The organism is Hymenobacter profundi (assembly GCF_019334315.1).
Lineage (GTDB): Bacteria > Bacteroidota > Bacteroidia > Cytophagales > Hymenobacteraceae > Hymenobacter > Hymenobacter profundi.
The window spans coordinates 14,834-34,946 of sequence record NZ_JAHWGL010000048.1 but is presented as its reverse complement, the minus strand read 5'-3'; the positions used below and the strand labels follow the sequence as shown (position 1 = coordinate 34,946).

Below are 20,113 nucleotides of genomic sequence, written 5' to 3'. Positions count from 1 at the left end.
AAGGTCCTTCGCAAGCTCAGGATGACACACACATTTTTCATTCACGACTTCACCATTTCACCACTCAAAACCGATACCGCGCCTGGGCTTTTACCTCGGAGCGGCGGTTGCCCTCGATTAGATCCAAACCCGAGCCGATGGCCGTCTGGTTGCGGTAGTGCGTTTCGGCGTAGCGCAGCCAGAGCGTGAGGTGACGATTGCAGCGGACTTCGGCCAGCAGGTAGGTGCGTGTGCCCTGCCCGTAGAGGGCCGGCACCGAAAAAGCGTAGAGCACATCCTGCTCAAACACGTACTGGCGTGTATCGTAATTGTCAGTGTCGAATAGGGCGTAACGACCACTCAGGCGCAGGTAGCGCCCGAAGGTGTAGGACACGTCCTGGGCCAGCACATAGCCCGTACGGCGCGGACCGTCGCCCTCCCGGTAGCGGGTGCCCTGCACACGCGTGCGCAGGCTGAGCACAGTGGTAGGGTTGGCGTCGTAGAACAGCAGCAGGCTATGGCGCAACGTGGGCTCCGGCAGTGGTAGCGGGCGTGGGTCGTCGGCATTGTACTCTTTGAGGCGGGTACGCAGCTGGGCGTAAAGCAGGCTGGTCTTGGTGGGCGTGTAGGCCAGGCGCAACAGCCAGTCGTGGCCGTGCGAAGGCGCCCCTACCCGGTAGCGCAACCATGGGAACCAGAATTGGTCGTAGTAAGCCGAAATTTCCCACCCGGCCGCCGGTCGTACTTTCAGACCCAGGTAGAGGCCGCGCTCGTTGATGTTGCGACTATTTTCGCTGAGGGCGTTGCCATAGAACGTGTGGAAGTCGCGGGCGTAGGAACGGTAGAGCACAGCCGCATCTACGTTGGGTGCTAGGCTGGCCAGCAGGCCATTCACCGTGCCTACCCCACCACTGCTGCTACGGGCCGTTTCGCCAAACAGCAACAGATTGCGCAGCACGTAGCTGTAATGCGCGCCTACGGCTAGGTTGTTTTGACCGCGAAATTCATAGGCATTATAGAGCGCTACCCGGCGTTGCAACGCCCTATCGTAGTGCGTGCCCACGGCCGTGAGACCTACCGCCAGGTGGTTGCTGCGGCTGGTATAGGTCACGTTACCGCCCCCAATGGCCTCGCCCAGGCTCTGGCGATTAGCCAGCTCGGTAGATGTGCGGTGCAAGCCCGCCGCCAACACGCCCGACGAATACTCCGTGAAATCAGCCAACGAATCGAGGTTTTGCTGGCGGTTGGCATCCACGTGTTTATAAGACGCAAACGCTGTGGCCCGCACCGTGCTACTCACGGCTACGGTAGCCGCGGCGCCCCGAAAAAAGGCGCTTTCCAACACCGAGGAGTAGGGTCGCACACCCAACGAGCTACGCCGAATAGTGGTAATTGTTTCGCCGCCTTTCCCTACCTGCAACCCCGAGGACAGCAGGAGCCCCTGCCCAAATTGCAGCTGATAATCGCCCAGCGCCAGGGTTTTCAGACGGCCGCGCTCTTGCACTACCAAGTGGGACGACAAGAAGTCGGCGCCGTAGCGGCGCTGGCTGGGCTGCCACGCCAGCGGCTCGCCGGCGTCTTTTTCAGCCGTGATGCCCAGGCTAAAGTCCTTGGTATGGCTAACTCGGTAGCGCAACAAGAGCTTGTCGGGCGAGCCGAGGTAGCGGCTGGTGAGGCGGCCCGTGCTGGTAGTATCGGAAGCGGTGTAGCCGTGCCGCTGCTGCAACACTCGCTCGTAGCGCAGAAACAGGGCGTTGTTGTCTTCGTGCAACACGCGCTGCCACAGCGGACCACGAGCGGCGTTGGGACCAGCATCCGTCACCGTCACGAAAGGTGCCACGCGGTAAATCGTGCGTAGGTCGAAGCCGTCGATGCTTTGTAATTCGTAGAGGCTGAGCAGCGGCCCTACCCACTGGCGGTGCTCCAGCAAGTGGCTGATCTGCACTTCGGATAGTAGCAGAAGCGCCCGCAACTCCTCTCGGCTAGCCAGGTTCAGGTTGAGCGGCGTTTGGTAGTAGAGCAGTAGCGTTTCGTACATATCCTCATAGGGCATGTCGTCGCTCTGCTGATCGGCAAACAGCTCCTGGATTAGCCGGTCGAGGTCGGGGGTAGGGCGAGGGAACTGCTGGGCCTGGGTAGGCCGGGCAACACAGAACAGCCATACCAACACGAGCCCGAAGGATACCCTCAAGCAGCCAGGCAATCTGCTCATGGCTGCGCAGGCTTTGCGAGCAACACATGCACGCTCAGGTGCTGACTAAGCCCAAGGGCCGTTTGCCAGGCGGCAGCGTAATCGAGTCGCAACTGCCCCGTCTGAAAGCCTACCCCGCCGGTGGTCTGTTCGCTCAAAGCCGCAAACCCTGCTCGCACCTGCAATACGTCCAGCACTTTGTATTCCAGGCCTGCCCGGAAGTCGGCATCATGGTCCACGTCTTTTTCGGTTTCCACAGTCAGCAGTACTTTGTCGGTGGGCTGGTAGCCCAGGCCGGCGCGCAGAACGGTAGGCACCCGCTCGTCTTGGTAGCGGGCCAAGCGAGCTTGGTTGAGGTTGTAGAGGTAGGCGCCAAACACCAGCTTTTTCGGCACAATCTCGGCTTGTCCGCCCAACGACAGGGCCAGGGCCCGCCGGCTACCCAGGCCCTCGATGCTCATCTGCAATACATCTAGGCGGGCACCTATGCTCACTTGGCCACTGCGGTAGCCATAGGCTGCGCCTAGACGCTGCTCGGCGTAGAGCTTACCACCGAAACGCTGGGCCTCAAAGCCTACTACGCCGTTTTTCGGGCGGTTCTCTACTACTTCGCCTATGGGTAGGGCTACAGCCAACGCGGCTGTGTTGAAATTGGGTAGCAGGAAGCGATTCTCGGCATAGAAACCCACTTCCGGTCGGGTCAGTTGACCCAGACCGGCGGCGTTGTTGCCCACGGCCCACACGTCGTGGAGGGTGGTGCTGGTGTAGCCCAACGCCGCAGCCCGTGCTCCCCGGATGCCCGGCCCGTTGCCTTGCGCGAAAGCGTGCAATCCCAGCAAAAACAGGCAAAAAAATAGCGCGTAGCGTTTCTCCATAGAAAGCCAATCAGAAGACTAGAATAAATACACAAACAATTCACTAACAGACTCTATAGCAAAGAATCTTCCTGGTTTTATTCAAATACCCCGCCAAACGGAAGGCTCCTGCTACGTGGCGGGCACTAGCTGCTGCTGTTTCGCGTTCTTTGTGCTATCATGAAGTTGCTTTTCCGCCATTTGTTGCTGGCGCTGTTGTGGGTGTACCGCCACCTGCTGTCGCCCCTCAAGCCCCCTACCTGCCGCTACCAGCCCACGTGCTCGGCCTATGCCGTGCAGGCCATCGAGCGGCACGGCCCGTGGCGGGGCGGCTGGCTAGCGCTGCGCCGCATTGGGCGCTGCCACCCCTGGGGCGGCCACGGCTACGACCCTGTACCTTAATGACGGCATTGAGCGTATACCTCCTGATACACGCGCCTCTACCTTTGGGTAGGGGCCTTTTCTTTTGCCCTCTTTATGAATACTATGCCCTTTTTTTTGACCACAGCCTTACTGGCTAGCACGTTGTTGAACAGTTGTAATTCCACCCCCGCTGAGCAATCCACCACCGATTTTAGTACTACGCAGGCAGATCAGGGAAAGAAAGGGAAGAAGGGCAAAAAGGGGAAGAAATCGAAGGGCGAGGACGTAGAGCTAAACAAGGTAGGCGACCTGGAAGAAGTTCGCGAAAGCTCTGGCTTGGCTTTGGCCGATACGCCCGGCACGTTCTACACATTCAGCGACGCCGGTAATCCGCCCATTGTCTACAAAGTGTCCGAAACAGGCAAGCTACTCGGCACGTTGCGCCTCAGTGCCACCAACCACGACTGGGAAAGCATTTCGCGCGATAACCAGGGGTACTACTACCTAGCCGACGCAGGTAACAATAGCAACGATCGTGAGGATTTAGCTATTCTTCGCTTTCGTCCCAAAACGCCTAATCAGGTTGATAAAATCAACTTTTCGTACGCCGACCAAACCGAATTCCCTCCCAAAAAAGGCGACCGTAACTTCGATGTGGAAGCCTCGCTTTGGCATCAGAACCAGCTCTACCTTTTTACAAAGGACCGCGCCAATAGCAGCACCAGCAAGGTGTATACCCTCCCTGACCAGCCCGGCACGCACAAAGCAAAATTGCTTACCAAGCTGAGCATTCCGGGCCAGGTAACGGACGCCAACCTAAGCCCCAATGGCCGTCGCCTGGTATTGATGGGTAAAGAAGAAATGTTTGTACTGGAAGGCAGCTCTTTGGCCGATGCGCTAAAAGCAACGCCCCGTCAGATTTCGCTGAAAGGCGCTGGGCAGACGGAAGGCGTCGTCTTCACCAACGACAACACCATCTATATCAGCACCGAACAAGGTGACTTGTATAAGTATGAGTTTTAGTTGAGGCACAACTACTAAACAAACCGCCTGTCATCCTGAGTTGGCGAAGGACCTTCTCACGGTTGAACGAGTCGTTGTTACGTCAATCGTTCAACCGTGAGAAGGTCCTTCGCCAACTCAGGATGACAGGCGGTTTTTATTCGCCATTTCCCAACTTCACAGGCTCACGTTTACTTTGCCTGCGCCAGCTTTGGGTTTTCTGCTTCCCTACCTAAATCGCGCGGGGCGTAGCCGTAGGGATTCTTGGGGTCTTTGCCAGCGCGTAGCAGCACCCAGAAGCCAATGGCTACCATGGGAATGCTCAGGATTTGGCCCATATCCAGGGGTAGGTTGTTTTCGAAATCAACCTGGCTTACTTTCAGGAATTCTACGAAAAAGCGGAACGTGAACAGAAGCACTACAAACAGCCCGAATAGTTGCCCGCGTGGGGTGCGCTCCTTGGTGCGGTTCCACATGAAGTAGAGCAGGAAGAACAAGAACACGCAGAACAGCGACTCGTATATCTGGGTAGGGTGGCGCGGCACGGCAATACCATTCACGAAGTGCTCCCGGTCGCGGAGGAAAATAAAGGCCCAAGGCACGTCGGTTTCGCGGCCTACAATCTCGGAATTCATCAGGTTGCCCAAACGAATGAGCGCCCCGCCCGACGCCACCACAATCACGATGCGGTCGAGCGTCCAGAGCATGTCGAACTTGTTGTTGCGGCTGAACAGGTACACGGCCAGAATGATGCCGATGGTAGCGCCGTGGCTAGCCAAACCGCCGTGCCATATCTTAAACACCTCCAGCGGATCTTTCAGTATCTCAGGCTGATAGAACAGCACGTGACCTAATCGGGCACCCACGATGGTACCAATCAGCACGTAAATCGTGATGACATCCACCCACATCGGCGACACTTTCTCCGACTTATAGATGTGCGCCAGCACAAACGTGCCCACCACAAAGCCCGACATAAACAGCAGCCCGTACCAGCGCAAGGCCAGCGGCCCCAGCGTGAACAAACCTAAGTCCCAGGGGCCAAACTCAGCAATGAGAGGCGACACATCCCAAGTGATGGCAGCAAGAAAAGAAAGCATAGGGTAGGCAAAAGATGATAGAAATTCAAAGGTAGTCACTTCCCATTTGGTAGCCGGGCAGCTAAGGCGCCGTGGTCAGCGCGGCTACTCACCGCTGAAACTTGCCTCAGGTTGATCGGCGTTTTCTTGTTGTGCTCCGCCGCTTACGGCGTGCAGACCCGCATCATCGCCGCTAAGCAGCAGCAGAATGCCCAGCATAACAGCGTAGGCGGGCCAGTGCCGCCAAGTCCGCAAAGGCGGGCGCTTCGCTGCGGCATTCACTAGCCGAGTGTGCACCCGGCCGTAAAAATACGGGCGAGGCGGAACAGCTACTTCAGCTCGCCACTGGTGCAGCAGGGTTTCCCATTCTTCATCGGCCTCCGTGCGATTAGTTGAATCAGACATGGCGTTGGGTGGGTTGCAGATGATGACGAAGCGTTTTGCGGGCGCGAAATAATAACGACTCTACGGCGGACACGGTGGTACTAAGCACCGCGGCTATTTCCTCGTAACTCAGCTCTTGCTCGTGGCGCAAGGTGAAAGCCACTTGCTGCTGGTCGGGCAGCCGGGCGATGTGCGCCCGCAGAAGCTCTACCTGTTGCCGGCCTTCTAACTGGGCCTGGGGGTGGTCGTTGTCGGCTGGTTCGTAGAGCACGCGGTTGTCGAAGCCCAGCAGGCTGGTTAGGTAGGCGAAACGCTTGCGGGCACGGGCGCGGCGCTGCTGCTTGAGAGCCCGCGAGGTAGCCAGTCGATAGAGCCAAGTGGTCAGGGCCGCTTCGCCCCGGAACCGGCCAATCGTTTGGTAGACTTCCACGAAAACCTCCTGCGCCACGTCTTCGGCCTCTTCCGGCGAGCGAAGCAGCGCCAGCACCGTGCGATAGATGCGGTGCTGATACCGCTCCACCAACGTGCGAAATGCCGCTTCGCTACCCTGCTGCAAGTGGGCTATCAACTCGGCCTCCGCGCAAACCGAAGCAGGTTGCGGGGCAGCAGGTATTTGTTGAAAACCAGGCAGCGGAAGAGTGTACATCCGGGAGGCAGAAAAGAGGAAATAGCGCCCTACCTATTCCGGCCATAGCCATGGGTAGCAGGGTTACATCAGATTAGGCCCCCTCATTGTAGAAAACTTGCTCAGCTCCTTCAAATAAAACACAACTACTTGTGAAACAGAACTATATTTTCACATAAGCTAATTAGCAGGTCATTCCGAACCAATTCGACCGTCATGCTGAGCCTGTCGAAGCACGCGCAGCATGACGGTTTGACGACTTCATAAACAGCTTCATCAGCGAATCATACCATGCCCATTGAGAAACGAGCCCTGCTGCCCGGATAGCTACAGCGCGTTTAGTTCCTCGGTATAGCCACCGCTGAGAATGGGGAAGCGCAGCCAAGAGCGGGGGTCCACGTTGTAGTCGTCGAGGTGGAAGGCGGGGGCGTACCGCTCGCGCTTCCACTGGTTGCGGCTCCACAAGGAGAAGAAACGCTTCACGTAGACTTTCAATTGTTCGCGGTCGGCGGTGGGGTCTTCTTCGAGTAGGGTAGCGAGCACCTGGGCCGGACTGAGGCGGTTGTAGAAAGCCAGGCGCTCGATGCGGTTGAGCAACACGTAGGGCATCAGGTCGCGCTCGTCGGTTTGCTTTTCTTCTAGCGGGCGAAGCTCGGCAGTGGGTTGCAGGGCATTCACGTGGCGTAGAGCGGGATAGTGGCGCTCCACTTCGGCCCAGCGTAGCCATTGCTTTACAAAAGCCTTGTCCACACCGGCAATGGGCGAAATGCTGCCAGCCGTGTCGCCGTCCATGGTGCAATAGCCTACAGAGGCTTCAGAACGATTGGAGGTAGTGATAAGCAAGGCGTTGAGCACGTTGGCCAGCAACCAGATGCCGGGCGCCCGCACCCGCGCCTGAATGTTTTGCAGAGCCAGGTCGTCGTTTTGCCAGGTAAGAGGGCGGTCCAATGCACCGGCTATTTTGCTGACGTAGCCCGTTACTTCGTCGTCGATGTTCCAGTTGTAGAACACTGCACCCAGCTCCTCGGCCAATTCCTGCGCCGAATTCAGGGTGTCGTCGGAGGAATTGACGGTGCCCTGGTAGGCGCACGTGAGCAGGCGGCCAGTGATGCGGCGGTTGGTCTGGCGCTGCTCGTCGGAGGTTACTTCGGTACTGGCTTTAGGTAGGTTATCCGAAGGCGCTTCCTGCGGTGTTCCGTCGGCGGCAGCGCGGTGCTCCTGCGCGGTAGGCGCCTCCGTCTGGCCGGTAATGGCCACAATATCCTCGGCCGTGAAGCAGCCCGTACGGCGCATAAACTCGGCCGTGCCCAGCTCAGCCGTGCCCAGCCGCACCATTTCCGCCACCGACACCGCGCACATGCACGAGTCGGCCCCGCCCGATAGGCTCAGCACGAAGCCGCGGGTGCGGGCCTTGCGCATGTAGTCGAATAAGGCCAAGCTCAGGGCTTGGTTCAATTCCAGATATTCATCGGGGGTAGGGAGCGGCTGAATTTCGGCGGCCGGCTCCAGGGGCGTGGCAAAATCCACGTCCACGCATTCCACATCCACTTCCTTGAAGCTCAGCAACTGATTGCGTGTCAGCAAATGTCCTTCGCGGGCCACCAGAATCTCGCCGTCGTAGATGATGCGGCCGGCTTCGTTGCCGAGCAGGTTGGCGTAGAGGTAGGTACAATGAAAATTGCGCGAAGCGTTGAGCACCAGCTTATAACGCAAGTCCGTTTTGCTCATGGCAAAATGGCTGGCCGAGGGATTCACAATCAGGTCTACCCTACCCTGCAACCGGGACGCGGGGCGCACGTTGTCGGGGCGCCAGGCATCTTCGCAAATCTCGAAGCCGAAGCGTACGCCTTTGTGCTCGAAGGTTAGGTCGCCGAGCGGCCATTCGTGGCCCTGCCAGCGCACGGTTGTGGTTTCGCCAGCCGGCCAGGGGTAGAAAAAGCGCGTTTCGTAGTGTACGCCGTCGTTGGCCAGAAACTGCTTAGCCGCAAAGCCCAAAATCTCACCATCGCGCAGCACGCAACTGGTGTTGTAGGTGCGTCCTTCCAGCCGCACAGGTAGGCCCACACACACCAGAATGCCTTCAGTCCAGGGCAGGATTTGCTGCAAATATTCCAGTGCTGCTTCGCACAGCCAATCGCTCAGAAACAAATCTTCGCAATTGTAGCCGGTCAGGCATAGCTCGGGCAAACACAGCAACTCTACCCCCGACTCCTGGGCCTGCTCAATGGCCGTGCGAATGGTGCGCAGGTTATGCTGCCACGCAAAAGGAATTTGGTTAAGCGCTGCACCGGCGATACGCATAAGAATGAAGTTGTAAAGGTGAAATTGTGAATATAAATAACGTCAGAACGTCATGCCTCATCTGGCGTCTGGTTGCCGAAGCACCTCGCGCGCTGACGGAAGATAGTATCCAACATCAGCACGCGAGGTGCTTCGGCAACCAGACGCCAGATGAGGCATGACGTTCTATATAAGTAAAAAGTTACTTCTGTGTCAGCTTGCTGGCGGCAGCTTCGTCCAGAAACCACGTGACGTTACCATTTTCGGGCTGGATCAGTTGGGCGGGGTAGCGCTGGATATCACGCTCCTCTTCCAAGATCTGCCGCACGGCTTCGGCCTTGCCCTCACCGTACACCAAAAACACGGTGGCGCGGGCCTGATTCAACAGCGGGGCCGTCATGGTAACGCGGTTGGCCTGCACTTCTTCGATATAAAGCGCCTGCACGCTCACGCTTTCGTCGGTGAGCACGGAGGTGTGCGGAAACAGCGAAGCCGTGTGGGCGTTGTCGCCTAGCCCTAGCAAGTCCAGATCGAGGGGTAGGGAATTTTCGCTATCGAAATAGCGCTGCATCGTGCGCGTGTAGGCGGCCGCCGCTTCCGAAGGGCTCAGGCTGGTATCGACGGCAAAGATTTGCGCCGGCTGGATATCCAACGGGTCGAGTAGGGCTTTTTTGGCCATCAGGTAATTGCTGTTGGGGTCGGTGTGCGGCACGTAGCGCTCATCACCCCAAAAGAAATCCACCTTATCCCAAGCTAACTGGTCGCGGTAGTCGGCGGCCAGTAGCTCAAACAACTTTTTGGGCGACGACCCGCCCGACAGCGCCACTGCAAACCGACCACGCGCCGCAATGGCCTCGTTGCCCGTCGCCACAAAATACTCTGCCAGCGCCCGCGATGCTTCCTCCGACGATTTAAAAACGCGAATAGCCATTAGCACTCTTTTTTATCGTGAAGGGGTAGCGTAAACCAGTGGTAACCGTCGCGGGCAATGAGCGCCTCGGCAATTTCCGGTCCCCACGAGTCGGCAGAATAGTTAGGGAAGTTCATGCTCTTTTTGTTTTCCCAGGCATTGAGAATCGGCATAATAAGGTCCCATGCAGCTTCTACTTGGTCGCCGCGCATAAACAGCGTTTGGTCGCCGAGCATCGTGTCCAGCAGCAGGGTTTCGTAGGCCTCGGGCGTATCGTTGGTATAAGTACCTTGGTAGTCGAACACCATGTCTACCCGATTCAGCACCATATCCAAGCCGGGGCGCTTGGCCTGCACTTGCAAGCGAATGCTCATTTCGGGCTGAATACTGATAACCAGCCGGTTTTGGTGCCACGCCTCCGCCGATTCGGTTGGGAAGATCAGGTGGGGCACGTCTTTAAACTGAATGGTAATGATGGATGCCGAGCGATGCAAACGCTTGCCCGTGCGCAGGTAGAACGGTACGCCTTGCCAGCGCCAGTTATCCACGAAGAACTTGATAGCGGCAAAGGTTTCGGTGTTCGAGTCGGGGTCTACCTTGTTTTCTTCGCGGTAGCCAGGCACTTCTTTGCCTTCTACCCACCCCTTGGCATACTGCCCGCGCACAGCGGCCGAACGCACTTCTTCCGGTCCAAAGCGGCGCATAGCGCGCAGTACATCTACCTTACGGTTGCGCACTTCGTCGGCCTCAAAGCTCACGGGCGGCTCCATGGCCACTAGGCACAGTAGCTGCAACAGGTGGTTTTGGATCATATCGCGCAGGGCGCCCGAGCCGTCATAGTAGTCGCCCCGCTCGCCCATGCCCAGTTGCTCGGTCACGGAAATCTGCACGTGCTCAATGTAGTTGCGGTTCCAAAGCGGCTCCAGAATAGCATTGGCAAAGCGGAAGGCCATGATATTCTGCACCGTTTCCTTACCCAGGTAGTGGTCGATGCGGTAGATCTGACGCTCCTGAAAAATACCAGCCAGCAGGTCGTTCAACTCCTTAGCCGTTTCCAGATCGTGCCCGAAGGGCTTCTCAATCACAATGCGCACGCGGTCGGGGTCCTCGGCCAGTTTGGCTTCCGAGAGGTTGCGGGCGATGATGGGGAAGAAGTTGGGCGATACGGCCAGATAGTAAATCACCTGCGCCGTAGTGTTCCACTCGGCTTCGTGCTCGGCCACCCGCTCGCCAAATTGCGTGTAGGTAGCCGCATCGTTCAGGTCGGATACCTGGTAGGTCAGGTGCTGCGCAAACTCCTCCCACTTCTCCAGCCCTGCCTTGCCACGACGCGAAAACTTGTTGATGTCTTCCTTCACCCTGTCACGGTAGGCTTCGTCTGTTAGCTTGGTGCGGCCCGTGCTCAGGATAGCGAACTGCGCAGGAAGCCACCCATCCAGAAACAAATTATACAGTGCCGGTGCCAGCTTGCGGGCGTTCAAATCGCCGGTCCCCCCGAAGATGACAAAAATGGTCGGCCGGATTTTATCTTTATTACTCATGCGTAAGTCGTAGCGAGTGATGGTGGAAGACACGAATTATTTGTTGGGCGTAACCGGCGTTTCATTCTCGGTGCCAGTACCGCGGTGCGTATCTTCTTTGTTTTCGGCGGCTTCGTGCGAGGGCGTCCACTGGGTGTGAAACACGCCCTCGTGTCCAATGAGCTCGTAGGTGTGCGCACCAAAGTAGTCGCGCTGGGCCTGAATCAGGTTGGAAGGCATCCGGCCGGTGCGCAGCGTGTCGAAGTAGCTTAGCGAAGCAGCCAACGCGGGCGTACCAATACCCATCGTGGCCGCGCGCGCTACCACCGCACGTGCCCCGGCTACCGACTCCTGCACCTGCTGGCGCACGTTGTCATCGAGCAGCAAGTGGGCCAGATCAGGCTTCTGCTGATAAGCGTTGTAGATAGTATTCAGGAACTCGGAGCGAATAATGCAGCCCCCACGCCAGATTTTAGAAATATTGGCCAGGTTCAGGTTATACGCGTACTCTTCCGAAGCACGAGCTAGCATGTGCATGCCTTGGGCGTAGGCGATGATCATGCTGAAGTACATGGCCTGCTCCAACTCTTGCAGTTGCTGCTCCTGGTCTTCTTTGCTGGGGGTAGGACGTGCCTGATACACCTTTTCCATTTCCTCACGCAGCGATTTATACTTCGATAAATCGCGCATGGCTACTGCTTCGTCAATTAGCGACAAAGGCACTTGTAGGTCCATCGCAATCTGCGAAGTCCATTTGCCGGTTCCCTTGGAGCGGGCTTCGTCTTTGATGTCGTCTAGCAGCAGGTGGTCGGTGTCGGGGGCGATGTAGGCAAAAATGTCCTTGGTGATGTCTACCAAGAAAGACTGCAAGCGGCCCTCGTTCCACTTGGCATATACCTGCTGCATAGCTTCATTGCTCATGCCCAGGCCGTTTTTCATTACATCATACGTCTCGGCCAGCAGCTGCATAATGCCGTACTCGATGCCGTTGTGCACCATTTTCACAAAGTGGCCAGAAGCGCCCGGCCCGATGTACGTCACGCACGGCTCACCGCCTACTTTGGCCGCTACAGCCTCCAGCACAGGTTTCATCTTCTGGTAGGCATCCTGGTCGCCGCCCGGCATCATACTGGGACCGCGCCGCGCGCCTTCCTCCCCACCCGAAATGCCCATCCCGAAGAAATGCAGCCCTTTCACTTCCAGTTCCTGCGCTCGGCGCGTAGTATCCAAGAAATAGGAGTTACCACCATCAATCAGCATATCGCCTTGGTCAAGCAGGGGCGTAATTTCTGAGATTACGCTGTCCACAATCTTGCCGGCTGGCACAAGCATCATCACCACGCGGGGTTTGGCCAGGCTTTGCACAAAAGCACCCAGGTCCGAAAAGCCCTCCACATTTTCTACCCCGCCTTCGTTGGCTTCCTTGTGCAGCAGCGGAATTTTGCTGGTGTCCTTATCATAACCAGCCACGGAAAAATCGTGGTCGGCCATGTTTAGCAGCAAGTTGCGGCCCATAGTACCCAGGCCAATCATGCCGAAGGCGTAGTTTTTTGGTTGTGGTGCGCTCATTGGGAAAGAAAGTTTCTAGCGGTGTTAGGTGTGAGATGAAATGCGGAAGCAGATGTCGCGAAGGTAGTGATTGGCAGCAGACGTCCTACCCGTCTCTAACCATTGAAGTAGGGCATGGTTTCAGGTCAGGACTGCCTGCAGTTGCGTAGGGTGTACGTAAACTCTGGCTCAGATGATAAATAAAAAGCCGGCCGCCTACCCTTTTATTGGGCAAGCAGCCGGCTTTTGACATTGATAGTAAGATGATTACAGACCCAGTGCGGTTAGGGCGCGTTCGGCGGCCAGTTGCTCCGCCTGTTTCTTTGAGAGGCCCATTCCTGTTGCCACCACAGCTTCATCAACGAACAGCGTGGCCGAAAACTCCATCACACCGCCCCCGCGTGGCTCGCCGGCCAGCTCGTAGCGCACTACCTTGCCTTGCCGCTGTGCCCACTCGATGAGTTTGCTTTTGAAGTTGGATGTGGTTTCGGTCAACGACTTCACATCCACAAAGGGCTTAATCAGGCGGCTGAGCACGAATTTGCGGGCTACCTTATAGCCTTGGTCGAGGTAGACGGCGCCAACCAAGGCCTCCAGCGCGTTGCCGTTCACGGAGCGCGAGCGGGCCGCCCTACCCTGAGTTGCATCCAGCTGCACCAGCTTATCAAGGCCTAGCTTGAGGGCAAGCTGGTTGAGGCTTTCGCGGTTGACGATGCGGCTGCGCATCTCCGTCAGGAAGCCTTCCTGCTCGTAGGGAAACTTACGAAACAGGTACTCGGCCACGATGGTCCCCAGCACAGCATCGCCCAGAAACTCCAGGCGCTCGTTGCTCTGGTGCCTGCCTTGCTCTGGCTGCTGCCGCACCACCGAGGAGTGCGTAAATGCCAGCCGATACACGCGCACGTTGTCGGGCGAAACGCCCGTCATCGTGGTAATGGCCTGCCGAAAGGCCCGGTCGTGCCCCAGCAACCGCCGAAAAAATCCAAACACAGGCAAGGGCTGACCGGGCCTCGGCATTAGTCGCGGAATTTACGGAAGACCACCGATGTGTTGTGGCCGCCAAACCCGAACGTATTGCTCACGGCAATGTTCACCTCGCGTTTCTGCGCCTCGTTAAAGGTGAAGTTCAGCCGCGCATCCAGTTCCGGGTCGTCCGTGAAGTGATTAATAGTAGGCGGAATGATGCCGTGCTGAATGGCCAGAATGCTGGCTACGGCCTCAATACCACCCGCGCCGCCTAGCAAGTGGCCGGTCATGCTTTTGGTGGAGGAGATGTTGAGGTTGTACGCGGCCTCACCAAACACCTTTTGAATAGCCTTGATTTCAGCGCCATCGCCCAGCGGCGTGCTGGTGCCGTGGGTGTTAATGTAGTCTACATCTTCCGGCGTGATGCCAGCATCACGCAGGGCGTTCTGCATCACCAGCACTACACCCTCGCCCGTAGGGTCAGGCGCCGTGATGTGGTAGGCATCCGAAGACAGGCCACCGCCAATGATTTCGGCGTATATTTTCGCGCCGCGGGCTTTCGCGTGTTCGTAGTCTTCTACTACCAGCGCGCCGCCTCCTTCGCCCAATACAAATCCGTCGCGGTCCTTATCATAAGGGCGCGAGGCGGTAGCAGGGTCATCGTTCCGCTCGCTCATGGCCTTCAGGGCATTAAAGCCCCCTACCCCGGCCTCGGTAATAGCCGCCTCCGAGCCGCCGGTTACGACCACATCGGCCATCCCCAAACGGATGTAATTGTAGGCCGATACGATGGAGTCGGACGAAGAAGCGCAAGCCGACGTGGTCACGAAGTTGGGGCCGCGGAAGCCGTTCTTGATAGAGATGTTGCCCGACGAGGAGTCAGCAATCATCTTCGGAATGAAGAACGGGTTGTAGCGCGGCGTGCCGTCGCCCTTGGCAAAGTTGAAAGATTCCTGCTGGAAGGTGGTGAGGCCACCGATGCCAGAGCCCCAAATCACGCCTACCCGATCTTTATTAACGCCACTCTCGTGCAAACCAGCGTCCTTAATGGCTTCATCGCTGGCAATCACACCAAATTGCGTGAAGAGGTCCATCTTCCTACCTTCCTTGCGGTCGAAGTAGTCGTCGGGGGTATAATTTTTCACTTCGCAGGCGAAGCGCGTTTTGAACTTGCTGGCGTCGAAACGGGTGATAGGCCCCGCGCCGCTCACGCCCTGCGCCAGGCCTTCCCAGTAGGCGGGGGCCGTGCTGCCAAGTGGGGTAATGGCCCCAATGCCGGTCACAACAACTCTCCGAAGAGACATAGGCTAAGGAAGAAACGAAAGAATAGGAAAGGGTGGGAAAAGCAAAACGGCCGGCGGCAAGCCGGCCGATGAGCTATAAGCCGTAAAAAGAAGTCGCGAACGACTACTTAGCGTGCTCCTCGAGGTAGCTGATTGCCTGCCCTACGGTAGCAATGTTTTCAGCCTGATCGTCGGGGATAGACACGTTAAACTCTTTTTCAAATTCCATGATCAACTCAACGGTATCGAGCGAGTCGGCGCCCAGATCGTTGGTGAAGCTAGCCTCTGGCGTTACTTCCGAAGCTTCTACACCTAGCTTATCGATGATAATGGCTTTTACTTTTTCTGCGATTTCAGACATTTCCGTGGGGGTTTGAGGAAAACTAGGCACAAATAACACCATCTTCGCTAACATTGTCAAACAAACCCGGTCTAATCTTACAGGTACAACATTATGGCCGGGCTGGTTCCAACGCGTTTAGCGCCTCCCTACTTTTGCTTGTTTTCCCTTGATACTCAGCCGATGAAAACCCTGACTCTCGACTTTGAATACGACTGCGACTTCGAGTTATTTGGCCTGGTTTCCTCTACCCGAGAGCATCGCCTAGCCTGGCTGCTGAATGCCGACCTGCGCCTGCGCTTGGTAAAACAGCAGGATATCATCTACGATTTGCTCAGCCGCGGCCGGTTGGTGATCAGCAATTATCTGCACACTACGCACACGTGCACGTTGCGCCTGTTTCGCAACCGCTCGGTGGCGCCCTCTACCCTCAAAAAGCCCTACCTCGCGCCCGATGTGCGGCAGTACGACTACCTACTACAAATCAGCAACGGCACGGGCACACTGGCGCCGGAGCAGGTGCTAGCACGCCTTACAGCGCTGGAAGACGTACAACATGTGTGTCAACTAGACCCCAACCAACTGGAATTCAAGGAGAATTTGTTTTTCTAACACACCCCTATCCTCTTGCCCTGGGGCAGAAGCCCTAGGTTCCGCTACCTTTGTAGCACTGTGCCCCGCACTCTACCTGTTTTTTCGTACCACCAGACATACCATTCTCTTCTTCTCTTGCATGGAACCACGTCCTCATTTCAATAAAACCAAGATTGTAGCCACCGTTGGTCCGGCTTCTGATACGTACGAGCGTCTGGGCGCCCTTATTCGTGAGGGTGTCAACGTGTTCCGCCTGAATTTCTCGCACGGTGAGCACGAAACGCACCTGAACGTTATTAATACGGTGCGTCGCTTGAACAAAGACCTGCGCACCAATGCGGGCTTGTTGCAGGATTTGCAAGGGCCGAAAATCCGATTGGGCGAAGTAGAGGGCGGCAGCGTGGAAATCAAGGCCGGCGACAAGATTAAGCTGGTGTGTGGCGAAAAGGAAATCAGCACAGCGGAGCGCCTGAGCACGATCTACTTGGGCTTGGCCCGCGACGTGAAGCCCGGCGACGCAATTCTGATTGACGACGGCAAGATTGAGCTGCGCGTGCTGGCCACCGACCGCGAGAAAGAGGTAGACGTGGAAGTTATCTACGGCGGCACCGTGAAGCCCCGCAAAGGCATCAACCTCCCCGACTCCGACGTGTCGGCCCCGTCGATGACGGAGAAGGACATTGCCGACTTGAAGTTTGGCCTGGAAAACGACGTGGACTGGGTGGCCTTGTCGTTTGCGCGCCGCGCCGAGGACATTCGCTTTATTAAGTCGCTGATTGCCGAAGCCGGCAAGCAGACCCGCGTCATAGCCAAAATCGAAACGCCCGAGGGCCTGCGCAATGTCGACGAAATCATTGCCCTCACGGATGCCGTGATGGTAGCCCGCGGCGACCTGGGCGTGGAAATTGCCGGTGGTGAAGTACCGCTGGCGCAGAAAATGATTATTCAGAAGTGCAATAAGGCCGGCAAACCCGTGATTGTGGCTACCCAGATGATGGAGAGCATGATTACGGCCCCCCGCCCTACCCGCGCCGAAACCAACGACGTGGCCAACGCCGTGCTCGACGGTACCGACGCCGTGATGCTCTCCGCCGAAACCGCCGTGGGCGCCTACCCCATTGAGGTAATCCGGCAGATGGGGGCCATCATCCGGAGCGTGGAAAGCAAGTCGGAAACTATCTTCAACCATTGGGTGCCTATCGATTCCAACTCGCCCGGTTTTATGGTGGATAGTCTGTTGTCGGCGGCGGGCCACTTGGCCAAAAACACGGGTGCCAAGGCCATTACCGGCATGACGCACCGCGGCTATACCGCTTTCCAACTGTCGAAATACCGCCCTAAGGCCGATATCTTCATCTTCACCGACAGCCGCGAACTACTCACGGTCCTAAGCCTGGTGTGGGGGGTACGTTCATTCTACTACGACCGCATGAACAGCACCGACAGCACCATCGACGACCTCAAGAATATCCTGACCACTACCGGCCACCTGCAAAAAGGCGACGTGTTCATCAACACCGCCTCTATGCCGATTACGGAAAAAGGTAAGACCAACATGGTGAAGGTAAGCGTCGCTTAATCACGGATTCGCTCTGATTACAGCGGATTCCACGGATTTTTTGGACGATTATTACTGAAAGCGGCTGCCTACAATAGGCAGCCGCTTTTTATGTTGCTACCGCTCAGGTAGCCAGAACAATGATGCACGACATCAGCAAACCGTCCACAAAATCCGCTGTAATCCGTGGATCAGACAAAAAGGCCCTGCGTTTGCACGCAGGGCCTTTTCTATTAAAAAGAGCAGGAACGCTGGAGAGAGTCGCCTTAGGCGGCCAGCGAGCTTACGAACTTAGCCAGGCTCGACTTATTGTTAGCGGCTTTGTTCTTGTGAATGATGTTCTTTTTAGCCAGCCGGTCCAGCATCGACGAAACCTTCTTCAGCTGCTCCTGTGCCTCGGATTGCACCGTGGTAGCGCGAAGTTTCTTGATAGCGGTACGGGTCGATTTAGCCTGATAACGGTTCAATACGCGCTTAGCTTCGTTGGAACGGATGCGCTTGAGGGCCGATTTGTGGTTTGCCATGGGGTTGAAATAGGTACGTTCTGCTCTGTTTCAGTTCAGTTGGGGTGGCAAAGGTACGGCTTTCGTTGGAATTAACAAACGACTAAGCCAGATTTGCGCACAGTCTGCTATTTTACGGGAATACACCAGATGGCACGAAACAACTTCCACGCTTCTGTGCTTGCTTGCTACCCCTCCTAAACTGCCATGCCTTTTATTGCTGAATCCCGTTACCGACCACCATTTTACTTGTTCAATGGTCATTTACAAACCATTGTGCCCAGCCTGTGGCGCTCGGTGCCAGAGGTGCACTACCAACGCGAGCGGGTAGAAACAGAAGATGGTGACTTTCTGGACCTCGATTGGTCGCGGCCGGCTGGCAACGCCCGCGACACGCTGGGCATTGTATCGCACGGACTGGAAGGTGACGCCTCGCGGCCCTATGTGCGTGGCATGGTGCGAGCCTTGAACAACGCGGGATTCGACGCGCTGGCTTGGAACTACCGCAGCTGTAGCGGCGAGATGAACCGCCTGCTCCGCTCCTACCACCTCGGCGACACCGATGACCTGGATTTCGTGATTCGATACGCGCTGGCTACTGGCCGCTACCAACGTGTGTTTCTAACGGGTTTCTCAGCCGGTGGCAACGTGACGCTGAAGTACCTAGGTGAAAACCCCGCGCGTGTGCCACCGAAAGTGGCGCGGGCAGCCGTTTTCTCGGTACCTACCGATCTAAAAGCCAGCTCCTACCAGATTGCCCGGCCCGAAAACCGCGTGTATATGACGCGCTTCATGAAATCGTTGCGGGCTAAGATGCGACAGAAGGCCGAGTTGCTACCCGGCCAAGTGGATTTGGAGGGCATTGACTTACTGCGCGATTTCCCGGAGTTTGACGCCCGGTTTACGGCACCCATGCACGGCTTTCAATCGGCCGACGAATACTACGAGACGGCCAGCTCTGGCCGCTACCTCAGCCATATCCGCATTCCTACCCTCCTCGTAAACGCCCAGAACGACCCTTTCCTGGCGCCTACCTGCTACCCTCACGACGTAGCAGCGCGCAGCCAGTACGTATTCCTAGAAACGCCACCCGCTGGCGGCCACGTAGGCTTTGCCGAAGGCACTCCCGATGGGAAGTATTACTCTGAACGCCGGGCCGTAGAGTTTCTGACGGCAGAAGTGCCGGGATAGGAAAAGAGAAGTAGTGCGTAGTAAAACACGTGTGTCATCCTGAGCTTGCGAAGGATCTTATGCCAGTTGAACGACTATCGTAACAACGAATCGTTTTTGTGTGATAAGATCCTTCGCAAGCTCAGGATGACACACGTTTCTTTTAACTTACTACTCAACTCTTATGCCTTTTGACTCGGCACAAACACTACCTTCTTCGTTTCAAAGAACTCTTCGTTGAAGAAGTCACTCAGATCTGTACTATGCGCTTTCAGGCCTGATTCGGCAATTTCTTCGGTTAGGTCGCCGCCTTTTAGGTAATAGAGGCCACTGTTGGCAGCGGCGTGAGGCTTGTAGCGGTGCGCAATCCAGGTATGGAAGGTAGCGAGGCGGGCCACGGCGCGGCTCACGATGTAGTCGTATTTGGTGTGTAGCTGCTCGGCACGAATTTGCTCGGCCGTGACGTTGGTGAGGTGCAGCGCTTCGGCCATTCCTTCCACCGCCCGAATCTTCTTACCGATGCTGTCTACCAAGTGAAATTTCACCTCGGGAAACAGAATAGCCAATGGCAAGCCCGGCAGGCCACCGCCCGTACCCACATCCAGCACCGACGAGCCCGCCGGGAATTCTATGACCTTGGCAATACCCAGCGAGTGCAGAAAATGGCGCTCGGCCAGGTTCTCCACGTCGGTGCGGGCAATGAGGTTCACGCGCTCATTCCAACCGCGAAACTCGGTTTCGAGCTGGCGGAACTGGTCACGCTGGTGGTCGGTGAGGGTAGGAAAGTAGCTGAAGAGGATGTCCATGATGTGGGCAAAGATAGTGCAGCTACATAGTAACTACACTGTCATCCTGAGCGGAGCGAAGGACCTTCTCACGCCGAAACGAGTCGTTCTTTCATCAATTGTTCAACGGTTCTTCCGGCGTGAGAAGGTCCTTCGCTCCGCTCAGGATGACAGATGGT

Annotated in this window: 19 protein-coding genes; 5 read left to right on the top strand and 14 right to left on the bottom strand. The window is 56.8% G+C overall.

Features of this window, described 5'->3' with window-relative positions:
• Positions 1 to 64: 64 nt before the first annotated feature.
• Positions 65 to 2,191: a ComEA family DNA-binding protein gene (locus KYK14_RS12370; protein WP_219159171.1), complete on the bottom strand. Its 2,127-nt coding sequence runs from the start codon at positions 2,189 to 2,191 to the stop codon at positions 65 to 67.
• Complete coding sequence (locus KYK14_RS12365) at positions 2,188 to 3,045, bottom strand: hypothetical protein (protein WP_219159169.1); 858 nt, start codon at positions 3,043 to 3,045, stop codon at positions 2,188 to 2,190. The genes KYK14_RS12370 and KYK14_RS12365 overlap by 4 nt, the downstream gene beginning before the upstream one ends.
• A 159-nt stretch (positions 3,046 to 3,204) precedes the next feature.
• On the opposite strand from KYK14_RS12365, the gene yidD reads away from it, so the two are divergent.
• A complete protein-coding gene (yidD, locus tag KYK14_RS12360; protein ID WP_185282676.1) occupies positions 3,205 to 3,426 on the top strand; it encodes a membrane protein insertion efficiency factor YidD in 222 nt (73 codons plus the stop codon).
• Between the two features lie 84 nt (positions 3,427 to 3,510).
• On the top strand, positions 3,511 to 4,410 hold the full coding sequence (locus KYK14_RS12355) for an SdiA-regulated domain-containing protein (protein ID WP_219159167.1): 900 nt from the start codon (positions 3,511 to 3,513) through the stop codon (positions 4,408 to 4,410).
• 170 nt (positions 4,411 to 4,580) lie between these two features.
• Here the strand turns inward: KYK14_RS12355 and lgt are convergent, their stop codons facing one another.
• The 10 genes from lgt to KYK14_RS12305 form a co-directional block, all read right to left on the bottom strand.
• On the bottom strand, positions 4,581 to 5,489 hold the full coding sequence (gene lgt / locus KYK14_RS12350; protein WP_219159166.1) for a prolipoprotein diacylglyceryl transferase: 909 nt from the start codon (positions 5,487 to 5,489) through the stop codon (positions 4,581 to 4,583).
• 84 nt (positions 5,490 to 5,573) lie between these two features.
• Positions 5,574 to 5,873: a hypothetical protein gene (locus KYK14_RS12345; RefSeq protein WP_219159165.1), complete on the bottom strand. Its 300-nt coding sequence runs from the start codon at positions 5,871 to 5,873 to the stop codon at positions 5,574 to 5,576.
• Positions 5,866 to 6,498, bottom strand: coding sequence for an RNA polymerase sigma factor (locus KYK14_RS12340; protein ID WP_219159163.1), 633 nt, complete (start codon positions 6,496 to 6,498; stop codon positions 5,866 to 5,868). The genes KYK14_RS12345 and KYK14_RS12340 overlap by 8 nt, the downstream gene beginning before the upstream one ends.
• A 306-nt stretch (positions 6,499 to 6,804) precedes the next feature.
• Complete coding sequence (nadE, locus tag KYK14_RS12335) at positions 6,805 to 8,778, bottom strand: NAD(+) synthase (RefSeq protein WP_219159161.1); 1,974 nt, start codon at positions 8,776 to 8,778, stop codon at positions 6,805 to 6,807.
• Positions 8,779 to 8,959: 181 nt separating this feature from the next.
• Positions 8,960 to 9,688 (bottom strand): 6-phosphogluconolactonase, encoded by a 729-nt coding sequence (gene pgl / locus KYK14_RS12330; RefSeq protein WP_219159159.1) that lies wholly within the window; start codon positions 9,686 to 9,688, stop codon positions 8,960 to 8,962.
• Positions 9,688 to 11,208 carry a glucose-6-phosphate dehydrogenase gene (gene zwf, locus KYK14_RS12325; protein WP_185284186.1) on the bottom strand — a complete coding sequence of 507 codons (1,521 nt, stop codon included), beginning with the start codon at positions 11,206 to 11,208 and terminating at the stop codon, positions 9,688 to 9,690. The genes pgl and zwf overlap by 1 nt, the downstream gene beginning before the upstream one ends.
• A gap of 36 nt (positions 11,209 to 11,244) precedes the next feature.
• On the bottom strand, positions 11,245 to 12,756 hold the full coding sequence (gene gndA, locus KYK14_RS12320) for an NADP-dependent phosphogluconate dehydrogenase (protein WP_246601820.1): 1,512 nt from the start codon (positions 12,754 to 12,756) through the stop codon (positions 11,245 to 11,247).
• A 246-nt stretch (positions 12,757 to 13,002) separates the two neighbouring features.
• The gene (gene rnc / locus KYK14_RS12315; protein ID WP_343217097.1) at positions 13,003 to 13,725 is read right to left on the bottom strand and encodes a ribonuclease III; all 723 of its coding nucleotides are present in this window, start codon (positions 13,723 to 13,725) and stop codon (positions 13,003 to 13,005) included.
• A gap of 26 nt (positions 13,726 to 13,751) precedes the next feature.
• On the bottom strand, positions 13,752 to 15,005 hold the full coding sequence (fabF, locus tag KYK14_RS12310; protein WP_185282667.1) for a beta-ketoacyl-ACP synthase II: 1,254 nt from the start codon (positions 15,003 to 15,005) through the stop codon (positions 13,752 to 13,754).
• A 103-nt stretch (positions 15,006 to 15,108) separates the two neighbouring features.
• Positions 15,109 to 15,345, bottom strand: coding sequence for an acyl carrier protein (locus KYK14_RS12305; protein ID WP_073109216.1), 237 nt, complete (start codon positions 15,343 to 15,345; stop codon positions 15,109 to 15,111).
• 162 nt (positions 15,346 to 15,507) lie between these two features.
• On the opposite strand from KYK14_RS12305, the gene KYK14_RS12300 reads away from it, so the two are divergent.
• Both KYK14_RS12300 and pyk read left to right on the top strand, forming a co-directional pair.
• A complete protein-coding gene (locus tag KYK14_RS12300; RefSeq protein WP_185282666.1) occupies positions 15,508 to 15,936 on the top strand; it encodes an IPExxxVDY family protein in 429 nt (142 codons plus the stop codon).
• A 121-nt stretch (positions 15,937 to 16,057) separates the two neighbouring features.
• Positions 16,058 to 17,497: a pyruvate kinase gene (gene pyk, locus KYK14_RS12295; RefSeq protein WP_185282665.1), complete on the top strand. Its 1,440-nt coding sequence runs from the start codon at positions 16,058 to 16,060 to the stop codon at positions 17,495 to 17,497.
• Positions 17,498 to 17,742: 245 nt separating this feature from the next.
• On the opposite strand, the gene rpsT is transcribed toward pyk, so the two are convergent.
• Complete coding sequence (gene rpsT, locus KYK14_RS12290) at positions 17,743 to 18,000, bottom strand: 30S ribosomal protein S20 (RefSeq protein WP_185282664.1); 258 nt, start codon at positions 17,998 to 18,000, stop codon at positions 17,743 to 17,745.
• Positions 18,001 to 18,186: 186 nt separating this feature from the next.
• On the opposite strand from rpsT, the gene KYK14_RS12285 reads away from it, so the two are divergent.
• Positions 18,187 to 19,170 (top strand): YheT family hydrolase, encoded by a 984-nt coding sequence (locus KYK14_RS12285; RefSeq protein WP_219159158.1) that lies wholly within the window; start codon positions 18,187 to 18,189, stop codon positions 19,168 to 19,170.
• Between the two features lie 161 nt (positions 19,171 to 19,331).
• Here KYK14_RS12285 and rsmG read toward each other — a convergent pair whose 3' ends face one another.
• Positions 19,332 to 19,955: a 16S rRNA (guanine(527)-N(7))-methyltransferase RsmG gene (rsmG, locus tag KYK14_RS12280; protein WP_219159157.1), complete on the bottom strand. Its 624-nt coding sequence runs from the start codon at positions 19,953 to 19,955 to the stop codon at positions 19,332 to 19,334.
• Positions 19,956 to 20,113 lie beyond the last annotated feature (158 nt).

Bases quoted from the DNA above. Each gene is read 5' to 3' on its own strand.
- KYK14_RS12285 (WP_219159158.1), top strand. From the start codon at position 18,187: ATGCCTTTTATTGCTGAATCCCGTTACCGACCACCATTTTACTTGTTC.
- zwf (WP_185284186.1), bottom strand. From the start codon at position 11,208: ATGAGTAATAAAGATAAAATCCGGCCGACCATTTTTGTCATCTTCGGG.
- fabF (WP_185282667.1), bottom strand. From the start codon at position 15,005: ATGTCTCTTCGGAGAGTTGTTGTGACCGGCATTGGGGCCATTACCCCA.
- pyk (WP_185282665.1), top strand. From the start codon at position 16,058: ATGGAACCACGTCCTCATTTCAATAAAACCAAGATTGTAGCCACCGTT.
- KYK14_RS12370 (WP_219159171.1), bottom strand. From the start codon at position 2,191: ATGAGCAGATTGCCTGGCTGCTTGAGGGTATCCTTCGGGCTCGTGTTG.
- rsmG (WP_219159157.1), bottom strand. From the start codon at position 19,955: ATGGACATCCTCTTCAGCTACTTTCCTACCCTCACCGACCACCAGCGT.
- KYK14_RS12305 (WP_073109216.1), bottom strand. From the start codon at position 15,345: ATGTCTGAAATCGCAGAAAAAGTAAAAGCCATTATCATCGATAAGCTA.
- KYK14_RS12345 (WP_219159165.1), bottom strand. From the start codon at position 5,873: ATGTCTGATTCAACTAATCGCACGGAGGCCGATGAAGAATGGGAAACC.
- KYK14_RS12300 (WP_185282666.1), top strand. From the start codon at position 15,508: ATGAAAACCCTGACTCTCGACTTTGAATACGACTGCGACTTCGAGTTA.
- KYK14_RS12355 (WP_219159167.1), top strand. From the start codon at position 3,511: ATGCCCTTTTTTTTGACCACAGCCTTACTGGCTAGCACGTTGTTGAAC.
- rpsT (WP_185282664.1), bottom strand. From the start codon at position 18,000: ATGGCAAACCACAAATCGGCCCTCAAGCGCATCCGTTCCAACGAAGCT.
- lgt (WP_219159166.1), bottom strand. From the start codon at position 5,489: ATGCTTTCTTTTCTTGCTGCCATCACTTGGGATGTGTCGCCTCTCATT.
- KYK14_RS12340 (WP_219159163.1), bottom strand. From the start codon at position 6,498: ATGTACACTCTTCCGCTGCCTGGTTTTCAACAAATACCTGCTGCCCCG.
- yidD (WP_185282676.1), top strand. From the start codon at position 3,205: ATGAAGTTGCTTTTCCGCCATTTGTTGCTGGCGCTGTTGTGGGTGTAC.
- gndA (WP_246601820.1), bottom strand. From the start codon at position 12,756: ATGAGCGCACCACAACCAAAAAACTACGCCTTCGGCATGATTGGCCTG.
- pgl (WP_219159159.1), bottom strand. From the start codon at position 9,688: ATGGCTATTCGCGTTTTTAAATCGTCGGAGGAAGCATCGCGGGCGCTG.
- KYK14_RS12365 (WP_219159169.1), bottom strand. From the start codon at position 3,045: ATGGAGAAACGCTACGCGCTATTTTTTTGCCTGTTTTTGCTGGGATTG.
- nadE (WP_219159161.1), bottom strand. From the start codon at position 8,778: ATGCGTATCGCCGGTGCAGCGCTTAACCAAATTCCTTTTGCGTGGCAG.